Source organism: Heliobacterium mobile (assembly GCF_009720735.1).
Lineage (GTDB): Bacteria > Bacillota > Desulfitobacteriia > Heliobacteriales > Heliobacteriaceae > Heliobacterium > Heliobacterium mobile.
The window spans coordinates 1-16,349 of sequence record NZ_WNKU01000017.1 but is presented as its reverse complement, the minus strand read 5'-3'; the positions used below and the strand labels follow the sequence as shown (position 1 = coordinate 16,349).

The window sequence follows — 16,349 nt, the reverse complement described above, 5'->3', positions numbered from 1 at the left end:
ACCGCTGATCGGTATTTACCAGGGAGGATCTCCGAAACATAATAACAGACAGTATCGAGGAGGATTATGATGACACTTCCAAAAGCATTAACCATCGCCGGTTCTGACAGCAGCGGTGGCGCCGGTATTCAAGCTGATTTGAAAACCTTTCAAGAGCGGGGCGTCTATGGCATGACTGCCTTGACGACCATCGTGGCCATGGAACCGGAAACATGGGGCCACTTGGTGTTCCCCGTCGACGTGAAGACTGTAGAAGCCCAGTTGGCGACGATCTTGTCCATCGGTGTGGACGCCTTAAAGACAGGCATGCTCGGTTCGGAAATTATCGAACTGGCCGCTCACACGATTGACAAGCATGATCTGAAAAATGTGGTCGTCGACCCTGTCATGGTCTGCAAAGGGACCGAAGAAGTGCTCCAGCCGGACAACCTGCCAGGCCTGCGGGACCTGCTGATCCCAAAGGCAACCGTCGTCACACCGAACCTCTTTGAAGCGGAATTGCTTGCCGGCCGGTCGATCAAGACCGTCGACGATATGAAGGAAGCGGCTGCCAAGATCCACGAGTTGGGCGTCGCCTACGTCCTGATCAAGGGCGGTGCGAAGCTGCAACATGAAAAGGCTGTCGACATGCTCTATGACGGTAAGGACTTTACCCTCCTTGAGTCGGAAAAGTTCAGCCCCGCTTACACTCACGGCGCCGGCTGCACCTATTCGGCAGCCATCACTGCTGAATTGGCTAAAGGTAAGTCTGTGCGGGAAGCCATCGATACGGCGAAGCAATTCATAACCGCCGCCATCCGCCACTCTTTCCCGCTGAACCAGTATGTCGGACCGACCAACCATGGCGCATTCCGGAATACCTGCGGCCTTTGCTAATTGGATCGTACGCATAAGTCAACTTTGCAGAAGACAGAATTTGTCAAAAATTTGAGGAGGGGTTATCCCCTCCTCTTTCCGTTTCCTTATGGACGTTTTTACACTTCGGTTTTATTGTCCCGGATAGACATTCCTTAAAGCCGTCCAAAGCGAACCGGTCTCCCAGCCCAAGGGGAACAGCCCGTATCCTCCGAGCCCGTATTTTTTCACGAGTTCGAACTCTGTTTGATAAGTTTGCTGATCCTGGTAGTATACCTTGGCAGTACCGCCGGAGGCACTTTTGTAGGTGGCATAGGAGGCGTTATAGGCCGGATCTTTATATCCCGTGGCCTGCTGGGTGGCGACCATTTGATCTGCTTTCCATGCCGGCATCTGTGTTCTTTCGCTGTCGTTCCAGATCCATGAGTGGCTTCCCACGCCTAAGAGCAGTTTTTGCGGCGGCACCGACATGACAGCGAATTTTAAGGTTTTTTCTACAAAGGGGATGCTGTAGTTGGGCCCCGGTAGTTGCGGCGTTCCCCGGGGATTATAGATGTCATAGCTCATGACAAAGATATAGTCGGCATTTTTCGCGAGGTTTTCGTAATCATAGTACCGGTAGTCATAGGTGTCATTGGTTTTACACATGACCGATACCACTGTTGTCCAACCGTGCTTTTTCATCTCGCCGTTGACTTTGGCCACAAACTGCGTGAGCAAGTCGCGGTCTGCCGGGTAGAGATCTTCAAAGTCAATGTTTACCCCGGAGTCCCCGTTTTGTTCGATCTCCTCCACCAGCCATTGGATGACTTTCTCCTGCTTTTCCGAACTTGTCAGCACGCTATGGGCGTATTGAGCATCAAAACAGTTGCGCCAAATATCATAGTTGTTCAGCACGACCAATGTTTTCAAGCCCTTTTCGTGAGCCAGCTTCTCTACATCGTCAAAGAAGCTGTCCCCAAAGGTCTTGTCTCCGTTAAAGACGTCACCGTCAGACTTCATCCCGTAACTCATCATGTTCAGATACTGAACATATGTATGTTGATTTTTTAGAGCTTCGATCACTCGGCCATTGATCTCTGAGGCGTCTTGTCCCTGCCCTCTCTGGAAGAAGGCCATGCGGACTGGATTTAACGTTTCTTTCGGAGGTGCGGCGGGATAGACGCTGCGGAGACTGGTCGATGTCTCTGCCAGTTTCTTGGCATTTTCCAGGATGACCGCGTATTGAGCACGTGTGATGGGCACGTTCGGCTCGAACTTGTTATCCCCATACCTGAAGCCAGCCCTAAATCAGCGGCCGTATTCACCATCATGCGCAAGTCTACAGGGATACTTTCCATGTCGGTGAAAGGAATTCGGTTGTTCAAGTCCCACTGCCATTGGTCGTAGCCTAAGGTCATGGCTAAAAATGCGGCCACCCAAGCCCTGTTGGCCGGTTGGGTGTAATCATTTGGAGCCGGTATGGGAGAGTTGTTGTTCGGCGACTTCATGATGTCTCGCTGCTTCGCCAATTGCACATACCCTTGAGCCCAAGGAGACACGTTAGGCAAGGCCGCCATGCTCTGGCTCAAGCCGGCCGCTTGGTCCTGCAGCCATAAAACATTGAAGATGCCCGTGATGACCTGTTCATATGTAACCAGGTCGGACGGCGCAAAGCGGCCGTCGGCATAGCCGCTTAGCATTTTCGAATCGACTAAGTCCTGGACCGACGGAGAAGCCCAACTGGGAATTTCGTCGGCGTCGACAAAACGAGTTTGGGCAAAAGCGGTCAGCGGAAGCATGGCTACAAGCAATAGCACGATTAGGCCAGATGCTAACCACTTCGTTCTGAGTAACTTCATTGCCTCATCTCCTAGACCTTTTGTGAAAATATCCCATGCCCCCATTAGTATTAATGCATGATAGCCCGTGAGTCAACGGGGCATGAACGTATAATTTTAAAAGGATGCTGCTACCATCTCGATACGGGCATCAGCAAAACCCGGTAGGGGGCATAATTGTTCGGCGGTAAGATCAACGAAAGCGTATGCTGATGGTGCCCTCTTTGATCGACCGCGAAAAACACCCTGCCCGTTCCCAGTGGACCCAGCTTTGAAAAGTCGCTGAAGTAACTCCAGTAATTCGGGTCCCGAAAGGTGAGGGTACGTACCTCATCGTCTAGTTTGGCCGTCATCCACTGATTGTACAGGTCCACTTTCGGCTTGCCGAACTGCTCATAGCCGGCTCCGGCGGCCTGAATCGCTATGGCAAAGGGACCTTCGGCGTCGATCTCGATTTGATATTCGATCCCATAAGAGCCATTATTCTCGACGGGCAATTCCTTGACTTGCTGTCCAGCGATGTGCCCGTATTTGTCTATTCCGCCTACCTTGTCGTTGAGGAACATTTCCGGTTTATACCGGGCTGTCCCCGCCACTGAGCTGTCTGTTCCGTCCTTTAAACCGGGTCCGAGGAAAAGACTTCGCAGCCCCTCTTTCCGGGCGTCGTATTTTACGGAATAAGTCCGGTTGATACCGGCAGAAATAAGCCCACGCATGTGGATATGTTCATAGTCGCTCTGATTTAAGATGGTCTCTGGTCCGCTGGCCCAACGAGAAAATTCTTTGAGCTCTGTACTCAACTCACAGATAAAGCTGCGCATCTGAATCCCTTGCGAAGCCGGGAGATCTCCCTGCTTGAGGATTTTCCCGCTGGTGCTGTCCCGGAAGACAAACTCCGCCATGCCGATCGCCCAGGCACGTGTGCCTGCTTTTTCGTACCAATAATAATCTTCGCCCGGCCGGAGCGAGGCTACTTTTGTTTCCCCTTGGCTCACGGAACGGAAGAATTCATGAACGACTTTATTTCCCAGTTGGCTTCCATAATAGATGTCTTCGTTCGTGGCGGGGTTACGCGGTGCCAGGTCATCCTGGAGCAACCGAACATCCTTTTCGTCTACATTCACACCCTTTGCGTTTCGGCGCATATAAACATCAATCGGTATGCCCGTGTTGTTCGTAACGATCAGACCGACTTTGGCACGGTAGTTAGATAGTGGGTTGGTCGTAAAGTTGACCAGCATATTGAAATGGGAAAAGAGTGCTTTGGTCACACCCGTTGGGGCCAGCACATCATCCACTCTCGTCAGCACACCCGTATAGATAGGAAGTTCTGGAACGTTGCTGAAAAAGAGGTCATCCGCCGGTCCTTCTTCTAACCGCTGACCCTGACTGAGCGATTGGGCCTGATCGAAGATTTCCTTAGGAACCTTTTCACCAATAGTCCAGCGCAGAGGGTTGGCGAATACCTTGTTACCATCTTCCAACTCCTCACAGGTATAACCGTAAATCAGGTAAGCGGCCATTCCGGCGACAACCAACAGAGCGCCGACGAAAGGAGCGACTTTTTTCATTCTCGTGGTTCACCTTTTTCTATGATCATCATGAGATCGATAAAGTTGTACTTATCGTATCTCTTGTCTCAAGCCGCCTTCCGCTCAAATAGAATAATAGCAATGAATAAACAGGGGGGCTGGACAGTGGCAGGATTGAACCCGGAGAAGCTGTTTGTGGATTACCGGTCCGGCGTCACGGCAACATCGCCTGTGATACCCCGGCGTTACACTTTGACCCACTCCGATGAAACGGGCGACCTCTTTTTAACGATCGCACCGGAATATGCCTATGATAAAATCACAGCCTTGCGGGACGAGGCTCTCGCAGAGTGGCGTATCATGGATGACAGGTTCATCCTGTACGTCTATCTTTATGTAAACGGTGGGCTGGACAAGGGCACATCGGCTCGGCGCAACTATATATTCCGCCGTGAGTTGCCGCTGGTGCTGCAATCGATCCGTTACGGCGACCGGCCGTTTTTCGCCATGCATCCCGAACTGGATCAGGCGCCGGTTATCGTCTATTTCGATTCGACCCATCCCGAGTACCGGCGGTTGGAGAATTGGGGGACACCTGCTAATTATAGCCTTTTCCGAAAGACCTCGAAGATCACTTCCTAAAAGTCTCGTGCATCAGCAAACAGCCCCTCATAAGGGGGAATCACTGTGGTGTTTCTTGATTAATTACTCAAGAGACTCGGGCGACTCAGGTGACTCAGGTAACTCGATGAATACTTATGATTGTTCTTCCAAAAGCCTGCCATATCCCTGCAGCCGTTTCCAAGACACAAGTAACGTCACAGCTACCGACAGCGCTCCGGCCAAATAAGGCAGACCAAACCATAGATGATATAAGGCTCCCCCGACGATGGGCCCCATGATCCGGCCTAGACTGTCAAAGGACTGCATGATCCCCAGGGATATCCCCTGCCCTTCCGGGGCTGTTTGGGATACCAGTGTTGAAACGTTGGGGCGCAAGATGGAACTGCCCATGCTGTATAGGGCCGTAAACAAAAAAAGCCATAGAACTGCTGGAGCAAACAGCGTCAAGGTCAGGCCGCATGCAGACAGGATCAATCCGCCCATAATCAACCTCACGTTGCCAAAGCGTTTTACCAGTTTGCCCATCAGCCCTGCCTGGATGAGGACAGCCAAAAAACCAAGGGCAGCAAATAAGAATCCCATCTCCCGAGTGCCGAATTGAAACCGCTCGTAGGAGAACAAGGCAAAGGTCCCTTCAAAGAGGGCCATGGTGAAACTGATGATGAAGGTGAGCCCAAAGAGCCACCGTTGGGGATGGCGGAAGGCACGCAACAGGGGCCACGGGTTTGAATCCGTTGAGGCTTCCGTTCTTCGATTTTCCTCTTTGAGTGATTCCGGCAGCAGAGCAAAGGCAAAAGGCATCGTCATTAATGCCATCGCTCCAGCGACAAAAAAGGGGATTGAAAAACCATAATGGCCGAGCCAGCCGCCTAGAGCTGGTCCGACGATCATACCCAAACCCATGGCTGCACCCATCATCCCCATGCCGCTGGCACGCTTTTCGGCAGGAGTGATATCGGCCATGTAGGCCATCGCTGTCGGTAAGGTGGCTGAAGAGATCATCCCGGAAAGCAGCCGGATGGCAAACAGCATCCACAACTGCGAGGCCAACCCGAACAAAATAAAGGTCACGCCATATCCGCTCAATCCGATAAGCAGCACAGGGCGGCGACCGATGCGATCAGACCATCGTCCCCAAAGAGGCGCAAAAAAGAACTGCAACAATGAATAGGACGCTGTGAGAAAACCAAGAGAAATGGAATTTCCGCCCATGTGGATCACAAGATAGGGCAGTGTGGGTAGGATGACTCCGAAGCCGGCCATGACGAGAAAGAGTGTGATAAACAGGATGATGGTAGCTCTGCCTTCCTTCATGGGTCCCTCCCGCAATCTTTACTTATCCTACATCCATAAAATACATTGTTCGTGCTTGTGATTTTTTTCAATTGCCCTCTAGCCACGATAGGACGTTCATGGTATATTTGTTATCGAAAGATCAATCTTTCCCCCATATCTGCAACTCACTCTTGCACTACTTTCGGTTTCCACATAGGGTAATCGACGCAGCTTATCGGTACTCCTTATTCGCAGCTTATTCACAGCAGTATTTGCAGCTCATTCTTCACAGCAATCATACTTTTCTACGCAGCACTATGATGCATATGGGGAATTAATGACTGGGCCGAAACAATCGTTTCAAGCCCAGTCATTTTTTGCTGTAGAAAATCTCTACAGGGCGAACTCCCCTAATGATATCGTTGTTCAAATTCCACGAAGGATCGTTCTAACCGAACTTGCTCGGCCAGTTTCTGTGATTCGTCCATCATCTTTTTCGCCTGCCCATCAGGTTGCCAATTCGGCTCTCTGACACGGGCGAATTCTCCTTGCAACTTCTTGTAATCTCGATTTATGTACAAACTTCCTCCCGGCAGAAACGAGTATTCCAAGCTATTGCGGGCGATATCTTTGAGTTCTTCATAGGATAACTTAAATTCACTGGCGGCCTTGACATATTCGGTGGTGAGATTGCTCCGGCTGATCCCTTCGTCATCCGTATTCAAGGTGATCGGAACACCGGCTTCTCGATATAAGGGAAGGGGATGTTGATCGCCAGCGACGCCGAGAATCCCCTCGTTACTGGTCAAACAAATTTCTACGGCCACTCCCTTTTGCCGCATCTCCTCCAACAATTGCGGTAACCGGTCCTCCCAGGCGATAGACACACCGTGTCCAATCCGCTCGGCATGACCCACTTCAATGCTCTTCCGGATCCGTGAGCGCATCACTTCGACGGGAGAGTATTCCAAGGTGAGTTCCCCGGCGTGAAGGGTCACATGGGGCTTTCCGAATTTGCGCCATAGAAAATCTATAATTCGCATTTGGCTCTCGAAATCCTTCCGGGAGACGTAATAGTCTTCCGGTGACACCATATTCACAGCGACGACGCGAGGATCGCTTTGGACAATCGCCATCCCGCAGGCCATAGCTGCAAAAAAATCAGGTAACTGTTTATTGCGATCAACACTATATACGTAGCGCATGTTCGTCGGACCTGCCGTACCAGGGATCGGTGCCGGAACTTGCAGCAGTTTGGCTACCTTTTGATCCCGTTCATCTAGATACTGTTTCGATGCGGCTAGCAGATCGGGGAATCGCTGCTCCATCACTTTCCAAGCTTCTTCCCAGTTGTCTAAGGCGGGCGGATTGCTTAAGGCGCTGTTCAACGCATTTTGCGGCGCCACCGACGTCATCAACTCTAAGTATTGCACATTCTGAGCCTGCGCCCGACCGACCACTTCTGCCAGGACTTGATCGGGATCCATACCGTTGCTCACCGGGCGAAAGGCGTCGAAGGCATCGAAGAAGTGATCATGTCCGTTGGTTCCCGGCAAGTTCCCTCGCATCGTGGCGGCGTCGTAAAATTTCCTCCCCAGCGTTCTGCTTGTCTTTAACTGACTCGCCGGTACGGTCGTCGGGCCTGGGTTTTGCACAAAATATCCCGTGCTTGTGTCGTAGTACAGGTTGTCCGTGTTTACCGCTTTGTCGTACATCGATTCGGCGAAGATGGCACCGGTGACGTGATTGTGAAGGTCGGCTCCTTTCGGCATCTCCTTCAAGAAAGCGGTCAGTTCAGCTTCGTTGCTTTTCGCCTCTTCAAAGTGTCTTACTGTGGCGGCCTCGTCAGCGAAGACCGCTTGGGCCGGAAGGCCTAACATGGCAGTGACGGCTACAACTTGCAATACTCGCCTCCAGTGATTGGACCGATAACCCATTTCCTATCCCTCCTCGACTTTTTTATCTACCCTATAAAAAAGCCCTCTTCTCAGTTATGAATAAACAGAGGAGAGGGCTTTTTTGTCATGTACACCTTTTGATACTTCCATTGTACGATTTCTATTTTTTATCTGTCAATCTACATATTTACAATATCCTCAAGCTTGGTGATTTTCTTTTCAAGAAAAAAACGTAATGCTTCGGACGCTTTTGACTTTCCTATGGTTCGATGGTTTCCGAAGTACGCCAAAATGTTCGCACCGTCATTAGGCCCAGTTTTTCTCCACCGGTAAAATACCCATACTGAGAGATGGTTTTCCTCTATCATTACGCCCCTTTGCCCAGGTAGGCCTCTACGACGGCCCGGTTCGTTCGGATCTCTTCGGGAGGACCTTCAGCGATCTTTTGTCCATGATCCATGACGATAACCCTTTGGCAGAGGCTCATCACCAGCTTCATATCGTGTTCGATGAGCAAGATCGTCAATCCCCGGTCATGGAGACGCCGGACAAAGGCCATCAATTCCTCTGTCTCCCGAGGATTCATGCCGGCCGCCGGCTCGTCAAGGATCAACAATCTCGGCTCTCCGGCGAGGGCTCGGACGATCTCCAACTTGCGCTGCAGGCCGTAACTGAGGTTTCCTGCCAGTTCACTGCTATACTCGGCCAATCCCGCCTCTTGCAGCAGTTGAATGGCCTTGGCATGGATGGTGGCCTCCTCTCTCCGAGCCGCTCTGTTACGGAAGATCGCACCGAAAATACCGGCCCTTCCTCGGCTGTGGGCGCCGATACGAACATTATCGAGAACGGAAAGCTCTTTGAACAAGCGGATGTTTTGAAAGGTGCGGGCAACACCGGCGGTGGCGATCCGGTGGGGCGCTTGGTTGGTGATGGCCTGGTTGCCCAGGAAGATATCCCCCTCATCAACGGGATAAATGCCTGTCAGCAGGTTGAAAACGGTCGTCTTTCCGGCACCGTTAGGGCCGATAAGACCGGTGATGGTTCCTTCGTCGATGCGGGCCGAGAAGTTGTCTACCGCGATGAGCCCGCCAAATCGTTTCGTCACTCTGTCAATGTTGAGCAGGGACACAGACAACCCTCCCGGCTTTTTTACATCAGTCCTATTATTGGTGATTGGTGGTCGCTTTTTCAGCCTGTTTTTTCAGCCCGCTTTTTCTGGCAACCGGTTTTGATATAGAGGTTGCTTCCCCTGACCGACGGCCTCAGGAGTCAGAGACACCTTTTTCCTCTGCACTCCCCCAAATATGCCTTGCGGCCGCAGTAGCATGGTCAGCATGAGAATTCCACCGAAGACAATCATGCGATACTCTGCGGCTTCCCGGAGCACCTCTGGCAATAAGGTCAGTACGACAGCGCCAAAGACGACACCGGGAAGACTGCGCATGCCTCCCAAGATGACCATCGATAATACAGCGATGGATTCGCCAAAGGCGAAGTTATGGGGATCGATGTAGGCCGAGTAATGAGCGAAAAAACTGCCGGCGATACCTGCGAAAAATGCGCCGATGGCAAAAGCGACGATTTTGTAACGGGTTGTGTCGATGCCCATGCTTTTGGCGGCCAGTTCGTCTTCTCGAATCGCTTGCAGTGCCCGTCCGAGCCGAGAGTCCACGAGCCGGGCCATCGTGACCAAGGTCACGATCACAAGCACAACGATGAAATAGTAATAAAAAAGCTTCCCGTCCAAGTCGATGCCGAAAAAGGACGGTGACGGAATCCCCGGCAATCCCATCGAACCGCGGGTCAAGTCAGTCCAGTTGAGCAAGATGAGACGGACGATTTCACCGAATCCCAAGGTCGTGATCGCCAGGTAGGTGTTTTTCAAGCGCATCGTCGGGATGCCCAAGAGCAGGCCGAAGAAGGCGGCCATGAGACCCGCCGCAGGCAACGCCAGCCAAAAGCTGGCATGCAGGCGCATGACGAGTAGTGCCGACGTGTAGGCGCCGATGCCGTAAAAAGCAGCCCAGCCGAGACACATCTGACCGGCGTAACCGGTGACCAGGTTCAATCCTAAGGCGAGGACGATATATATTCCACAAAGAGTGGCGATGCGAAGGACATAGTCACTTTGCGATGCCAGTGGAAGAATAGCGACGGCGATCAGCAATAACAAGTATAGGCTTTTTTCTTTTTCGTCGATCCTTCGCAGGATGGATGTTAACAGGGATTTTGACATGTTCATCACCTAGACCTTTTCCTGGATGCCCCGTCCAAAGATACCTGAAGGCCGGATGAATAAGACCAGAATCAGAATGACGAAGGCGACGAGATCGCGAAATCCTGAAGAAATATAGGCGGCGGTGATGTTCTCGACGACTCCCAAGATGATGCCGCCGAGAACAGCCCCCGGCACACTGGTGAGACCGCCGAGAACGGTAGCCGTAAAGGCTTTCAATCCAGCCATGAAACCCATCGTCGGGTAAAAGGCGTTGTAGTAGAGGCCCACCAGGACTCCCGCTGCTCCGCCGAGACCGGAACCGATGGCAAAGGTGGCGGCGATGACCTGATTGATATTCACGCCCATGAGGGCAGCCGCTTCCCGGTTCTGGGCGATGGCCCGAATGGCCTTGCCCAGCTTAGAGCAGTAAAGGATGTACTGCAGTCCAACCATGAGTCCAAGGGAGACAGTGAAGATGAGGATCTGTTCCATCGACAGCTTGGCACCGAAAAAGGAGAAAGCCACATTTTCGGAGGACAAGGGTAGTGATTTTGTATCGCTTCCCCAGATCAGCATAGCAGCGTTTTGCAAAACCACGGACAATCCGAGTGTACAGATCATGGAGGCGTACTCCGGTGCTTTTCGCAAAGGCCGGAAGTTGAGCAATTCGACGAGGAAGCCGACGAAAGCCGCACCGGCGATGGCCAGTAAAAGGGCGGCCCAGACAGGCAGGTGAAAGGCCGTGATCATCAGAAAGCCGATAAATGCGCCGATCATGTAGACCTCGCCATGGGCAAAATGGACGAGCCCGAGGACACCAAAGATGAGGGCGAAGCCGATGCCGATCAGTGCGTAAATGCTGCCCTGGGCCAAACCGTTGAGGATTTGTTCCAAAAACATGGGGCTCGGTCACCGCCTTTCCGGCAAGAGTAATTCCTACTAGACTTCATTTGTTGACGTAATCACTCTGAAAACCGCAACATCAATGTGTTGAATAACATTAGTTTTTAGGGCAGATTCCATGGAATCCGCCCTGGCAAGAGGTCTCACGAAAAAAACCCAATGTTTTGGATACGAATATTAGTTATCTTGGGACTCGGTAATCTTGACTAGGTTTTAACGTTATCAAGGAGTTTGAGATGAACCTTACAGTTAAGCGAACATTTACACCCATATGCTCAGAGATAAACTTTCCGTCGAATATGTCTATCCTTCAAACTACTTTCGTAATAGAGTTTAGTGTTTGTAAAGGACGTACTTACCTTGATGAACGACCAGTTTCGTTGGTTTCTTATCCACATTTCGATTGGCGTCAAAGGTCGTTTTTCCGGTGACACCAGGAAAGTCTTTTATCGCAGCTAGTTTATCGCGCAAGCTCTGGCGATCTGTAGCGCCTGATTCGAGAGCGGCTACGATCATATTGATGGCATCATACGCTTGTGCAGCAAACTGAGTCGGAGCGATACCGTATTTCGCCGTATACGCTTTGACGAATTCTTGCACTTCCCGACGGGGGTCTTCCGGGTGGAACGAGCAGGTCAGATAGAGGCCTTCGACGGCCGGTCCGCCGATACGCAGCAGTTCACCGGAGTACAAGGAACCTGTGCCCATAAGGTCAACGTTAAAACCAGTCTTCCGGGCTTGTTGAGCGACAAGAGCCGCATCGGTGTACATATTGGCCAGGAACAACAGATCGGGGTTCTTTTCCCGGATCTTCGTGAGGATGGCACTAAAGTCTTTCCCCTGCTCGGGCAGGTATTCCTCGACGTCGATGATGTTGCCACCTTGGTCTTGGACACCTTTGACAAAATAATCTTTGGTCACAATGCCCCAGTCGTTTTTGATATAGATAACGGCGATGTTCTTCTTCTTCAAATCTTTGACGGCATATTCAGCCAACAAGGGCGCTTCTACCTCTTGCGTGGCGATGTTCCGGAATATGTAATCGCCTTGTTTGGTGAAGTCAGGATGGGATGACGTCGGCGAAAATTGAACTAATCCGCCTTTTTGGTAAATCGGTGAACCAGCCATGGCAGCGGTGCTCGTGAAGTCACCGACAACGGCGAGGACCTTTTTATCCGAAACGAATTTCTGGGCGATGTTTGCCGCTTCTTTCGGGTCGGCTTTGCTGTCGGCAGGGATCAATTTCAGGGTTTTGCCGTTGATGCCTCCCTTGGCGTTAACCTTCTCGATAGCCAGGTCAAGGGAGTTTTTGAAGACGGTGCCGTATTCAGCATAGTCGCCGCTTAATGGAGCTGTAAGTCCGATGGCGATTTCATTGCCCGCTCCCGCCGCATCGCTGCCGGAGGAACCGGTCGTACTGCTGTTGCTGCAGCCGGCAAGGACAGGGAGCAACATAGCTGATACCAGTCCTGCGCCGATTAGCTTTTTGTATTTATGGAGAAATGAAAGTTTCATGAGAACTCTCCTTTGTCAAATCTTGAAGTTGTGGGTAACGATCATCGTTTTCCAGGTGTTAATGTCGAGATCACAGCCAATGCTGTTGAAGACAAACGTTGTTGTAAACAAACAATGTTGAAGACATACGACGCAATTACTCAGCCGCCTTTTTACGAAAGACCATTCGGCAATAGGTCTCGCCGGCACCAATGCGTTTTTCCGGAGTGAATTCAATTCCGGGGAAGTTAGCCATCAGCCCATGGTCACCTTGAACGGCCCAATCGCAGAGCTTGTCTGTCTCTTCTACAGTACAGCCATGGCGCTCTTTCCAGGCGTCCACTAAGGGGCAACGGTGAAACTCGACAACTAACTGGCTATCGGTCAGTTCTGCTACGCGCATGTCGAATACGGACCGGACGACAGGGTTGGCGAACTGCTCCAGGAAACGGTTGAGGTCATCCGTAGATTCCATCTTTTTACCTTTGTCCACGCCAAAGGCGTAGATGGCACTTTTCGCGATAGCTTCGGCGTCATACCCCCGAGCAGCGGCTTCTTTTAAGAGCAAATAATACCAAGTGGCCCGGTCCTGGAAGGCTTGGCGAAGGGTGTCGATGGAGACAGATTCGAGCGGTTGCGGCTGTGTGGTTTGTTGAGACATGTGCAGCACTCCTTTTTAAGTATGAATGTTTTGGGTTGAATGTCGTGAATCGAGCATGTTTTGTAAATCCAAGTATGGTTCGGTTCCGGGATGCAAAAAGGAGGCCAGGAATTACTGCCAGGCCATGCATAAGCATGGGGCAGATATTTTCCTAGCCTCCAGTTTTTCTGGTCGGCGGTATATACACGTATCTTAGTCGGTTTACTAGGATAAGTGTAATCGCAAATTATGCATGTGTCAACAATACAATTTTTGAAATTTGTCCGTTTGTCACGTAAAAGAAAAAGGTCTGTCGCAATTCACTGCGATAGACCTTTTCTTGTTCCTTAAAAACCACACAAGTTCTTAAAAACATGGAAAAACCAAAGATATCTGTTTGGTATCAGGAAAAGTAGACACCCTGACGGAGATCCCGCCTGGGTTACAGTTGGAAGTTCGAGAAATGGCCGGAGAAATATTAGGTTGGGCTGTTGAACAACCGATGAAGTTGCTAATAGCGAAACATGATGCCGGGGCCAGCCCTTGGTGCCGGTGAGAAGGAGAAGCTCTCTTGCCCTTCTCAGACGTATATATGGGATTAACGTAGTAGGTGCAAAAAAGAAATTTTTTTGATAAAATAAAAATGCAACTACTACCAATAAATGTATAAGATAGTAAAGATTATGAGTTATTTCTTATCGGTGCTTAAATAGGTTGAAATTCCTGGTGCATAGGCAACTGCATCGGATTGGGAACCACTATGCAGAATCGAATAAAGCTAAACGAGAAAGGTTGATGACGGGAAAAAAGAAATAAAGAGAAAATTACGCATCAGAGCTAGGTTTATTTTGTAGAAGGGCCTTCAGCTTCTGTGGAAATGGGACCCCCATTTTTGCTGCTTTCTCCAGCAAAATGATTCCTTCACTAGATAGATACTTTGACAATCAGGTTCTTAGTCGTCAGGCATAATACCAACCCTTCGAATGCAAAGAGAAGGAATGCCTGATTTTTGTTCTTATGACATTTTTTCATTTTTCCTGGCACAATAACTCACATTAACTAACGGTTCATTTGACAAATCACTTTTTCTAGTTGATCGGGGAACAGTTGCTGGCGGGCAGTGACTTGGCAGGCTAGAAAAAATACAAGGCCGCCGAGATGACAGCCCTGCGGAATCAAGCTTCCTAGGACAATTGTGATGAAAATAATATATTTACCATGGGATATTTTAGTTATGTTCAAATCTTATTACGATTCTATCTGAGCGAAGCAAAGGAGTGTAGTTATTATGAAAAAATCAATCTGTATAATTCTGTTATTGCTTATTGTGACATCACTGTCTGCTTGTGCGGATATAAAAAAATTAAACACAACGCCCAAAATATCTTCGCAAGAGAGACCACAAGTATCTGTCGATAATCAAACTGAACGGATAGATAACCAGACGCCTGTTTTTATGAAGAGTATCAAAAACTTGACTGACAAGGAACTATTGTATAACTACATCAACGGACTAGAGATTGCATTGGTAGAAAAAAACGAACTAAACTTTAAAAATTCAGATGAAATTCCTTCTGAGGCCCTCTCTATGTTTTTTTTGTATTCGCTGGATCATTCCAAATATGAGGAATATGAAAGGCTTTGGTATAGTCAAAAGGATAATATGTTCCATATACCCATCAAAGATATAAGGGCTCAACTAGATCGATACTTTGAGCATTATTTGTTAGAGTCAACAAAAATTATTGGCTATTCTGCAACGGAAAATGCGGTTGTTCTTCGGACAATAACAGGATTTGGAGGAGATGTTTGGACTAAAATCAAGGATAAAAAGTTCGACCAAGATAAATTAACCTTACTCGTCGATTTCTATGAAGATGACAGTTTTAAAAAAGTTATATATACTAAAGAATATGTTATCCGATTTTACGAAACAGGTTACTTCCTATTGTCAGTCACTAAAAAATAAGTCTGCAAATACAAGTGTGCTAAATCTATAGGCTCTTATTTTGGTTGAAAACACATAATTGCACAAAAGCAGGGGTTTTATACCCCTGCTTTTGTTTCCGCAAATCCTTCTGATTATAATACTTTGTAGCCGCACGCTGTTCTGCCGTCGGGGAAGTTCGACTTGGTCGTTTCTTGACAACGCCATCCGTTCCACCTACGTGCGCTTCCGTGTAGTGAACATCGTTTCCGTCGAAAAGTTCGACGGAAATTACGTGACCGGCAGTGGTGGAGAAGTACCCGAAACGGCATACTACAAGCCTTTATCCCCAGGCAGACAGTGTAGCCCAGAACGAAAGAGTAACCGCATCTGGAATGAAGGCTCTTGGACGTACATCGAGTACACGGTTACCGGTTCAAACACTAAGAAAAGAGGTTACGTTCCCACCACCACTGTTAATGTCACCGAGTCGATATCGACGATCACGAACCAGAACATCATCCGATATGTGAATACCAGCGGCACAACGTACACTGGGCCTGCATCGTCCGGATACGCGACAGCCGGTTCCCTTACGCGCGGAGAGAAAGTGACCTATATCGGCTAAAAGTTCAACAACTATGCATTCATTACCCCTACCCTATTTATCAAACCGGAGAAATTTGACAAAAGGGCATTTACCAAGGGGGCTGCATCTGTCCGAGAATCCTTCTGAGGTTCGTCTAGACAGTGAGGGCCTCAGAAATCTACTTGGGCTATATTCGCTAAACTTCTATACTTTTTATTGAACTCCAATTGTACTCCGATACGATGATTCACCCTTTTTGTGTGCCCCGTCTATTTTTTTGCACTATACCCTTGGACTAAAAACAACAAGAAAGGGGACTACCGCCCTTTTAGCGATAATCCCCTTTTGTTATTCCAAGAAAACCACACAGAAGTTGTTTAGTAAAGCGATGTAAGGTCAAGTCCTCGACCGATTCGTACCCGTCTACTGAACGCCTCACAGCGTGTACATCTCGGGCCGATCGACCAGGTCATCTTCCTGGGGTCTTACCTACTTATCGTAGTGGGAAGTCTCATCTTTGGGTCGGTTTCGCGCTTAGATGCTTTCAGCGCTTATCCGCTCCCGACATAGCTAC

15 protein-coding genes and 1 rRNA gene are annotated in these 16,349 nt (G+C 49.6%); 4 read left to right on the top strand and 12 right to left on the bottom strand.

What is annotated here, in order from left to right:
* Positions 1 to 69: 69 nt before the first annotated feature.
* The gene (gene pdxK, locus GJ688_RS13325; RefSeq protein WP_155477052.1) at positions 70 to 876 is read left to right on the top strand and encodes a pyridoxine/pyridoxal/pyridoxamine kinase; all 807 of its coding nucleotides are present in this window, start codon (positions 70 to 72) and stop codon (positions 874 to 876) included.
* Positions 877 to 987: 111 nt separating this feature from the next.
* Here the strand turns inward: pdxK and GJ688_RS13320 are convergent, their stop codons facing one another.
* The 3 genes from GJ688_RS13320 to GJ688_RS13310 all read right to left on the bottom strand — a co-directional run bounded on the left by GJ688_RS13320 (position 988) and on the right by GJ688_RS13310 (position 4,246).
* A complete protein-coding gene (locus GJ688_RS13320; RefSeq protein WP_155477051.1) occupies positions 988 to 2,100 on the bottom strand; it encodes a glycosyl hydrolase family 18 protein in 1,113 nt (370 codons plus the stop codon).
* Positions 1,986 to 2,696, bottom strand: a complete 711-nt coding sequence (locus tag GJ688_RS13315; protein ID WP_170291973.1) for an S-layer homology domain-containing protein — start codon at positions 2,694 to 2,696, stop codon at positions 1,986 to 1,988. Before GJ688_RS13315 ends, GJ688_RS13320 begins: the two co-directional genes overlap by 115 nt.
* 110 nt (positions 2,697 to 2,806) lie before the next feature.
* Positions 2,807 to 4,246, bottom strand: a complete 1,440-nt coding sequence (locus GJ688_RS13310; RefSeq protein WP_155477049.1) for a hypothetical protein — start codon at positions 4,244 to 4,246, stop codon at positions 2,807 to 2,809.
* Positions 4,247 to 4,372: 126 nt separating this feature from the next.
* On the opposite strand from GJ688_RS13310, the gene GJ688_RS13305 reads away from it, so the two are divergent.
* Entirely contained in the window at positions 4,373 to 4,849 is a 477-nt protein-coding gene (locus tag GJ688_RS13305) for a staygreen family protein (protein WP_170291972.1), read from the top strand.
* Positions 4,850 to 4,963: 114 nt separating this feature from the next.
* On the opposite strand, the gene GJ688_RS13300 is transcribed toward GJ688_RS13305, so the two are convergent.
* From GJ688_RS13300 to GJ688_RS13260, 8 genes are all read right to left on the bottom strand, one after another.
* The gene (locus tag GJ688_RS13300; RefSeq protein ID WP_155477047.1) at positions 4,964 to 6,145 is read right to left on the bottom strand and encodes an MFS transporter; all 1,182 of its coding nucleotides are present in this window, start codon (positions 6,143 to 6,145) and stop codon (positions 4,964 to 4,966) included.
* Between the two features lie 371 nt (positions 6,146 to 6,516).
* Entirely contained in the window at positions 6,517 to 8,043 is a 1,527-nt protein-coding gene (locus GJ688_RS13295) for an adenosine deaminase family protein (protein WP_155477046.1), read from the bottom strand.
* Positions 8,044 to 8,371: 328 nt separating this feature from the next.
* The gene (locus GJ688_RS13290; protein WP_170291971.1) at positions 8,372 to 9,133 is read right to left on the bottom strand and encodes an ABC transporter ATP-binding protein; all 762 of its coding nucleotides are present in this window, start codon (positions 9,131 to 9,133) and stop codon (positions 8,372 to 8,374) included.
* Positions 9,134 to 9,205: 72 nt separating this feature from the next.
* Positions 9,206 to 10,246: a branched-chain amino acid ABC transporter permease gene (locus GJ688_RS13285; RefSeq protein ID WP_207708812.1), complete on the bottom strand. Its 1,041-nt coding sequence runs from the start codon at positions 10,244 to 10,246 to the stop codon at positions 9,206 to 9,208.
* 3 nt (positions 10,247 to 10,249) lie between these two features.
* On the bottom strand, positions 10,250 to 11,122 hold the full coding sequence (locus tag GJ688_RS13280; protein ID WP_155477043.1) for a branched-chain amino acid ABC transporter permease: 873 nt from the start codon (positions 11,120 to 11,122) through the stop codon (positions 10,250 to 10,252).
* Between the two features lie 336 nt (positions 11,123 to 11,458).
* On the bottom strand, positions 11,459 to 12,640 hold the full coding sequence (locus GJ688_RS13275; protein ID WP_155477042.1) for an ABC transporter substrate-binding protein: 1,182 nt from the start codon (positions 12,638 to 12,640) through the stop codon (positions 11,459 to 11,461).
* A 136-nt stretch (positions 12,641 to 12,776) separates the two neighbouring features.
* Entirely contained in the window at positions 12,777 to 13,280 is a 504-nt protein-coding gene (locus GJ688_RS13270; RefSeq protein WP_155477041.1) for an L-2-amino-thiazoline-4-carboxylic acid hydrolase, read from the bottom strand.
* Positions 13,281 to 14,083: 803 nt separating this feature from the next.
* Complete coding sequence (locus GJ688_RS13260) at positions 14,084 to 14,203, bottom strand: phage holin family protein (RefSeq protein WP_155477039.1); 120 nt, start codon at positions 14,201 to 14,203, stop codon at positions 14,084 to 14,086.
* Positions 14,204 to 14,547: 344 nt separating this feature from the next.
* Between GJ688_RS13260 and GJ688_RS13255 the strand changes: the two genes are divergently transcribed.
* On the top strand, positions 14,548 to 15,228 hold the full coding sequence (locus GJ688_RS13255; RefSeq protein WP_155477038.1) for a hypothetical protein: 681 nt from the start codon (positions 14,548 to 14,550) through the stop codon (positions 15,226 to 15,228).
* A 214-nt stretch (positions 15,229 to 15,442) separates the two neighbouring features.
* The gene (locus GJ688_RS13250) at positions 15,443 to 15,814 is read left to right on the top strand and encodes a hypothetical protein (protein WP_170291970.1); all 372 of its coding nucleotides are present in this window, start codon (positions 15,443 to 15,445) and stop codon (positions 15,812 to 15,814) included.
* 353 nt (positions 15,815 to 16,167) lie between these two features.
* On the opposite strand, the gene GJ688_RS13245 is transcribed toward GJ688_RS13250, so the two are convergent.
* Positions 16,168 to 16,349, bottom strand: a 23S ribosomal RNA gene (locus GJ688_RS13245); the annotation flags it as partial.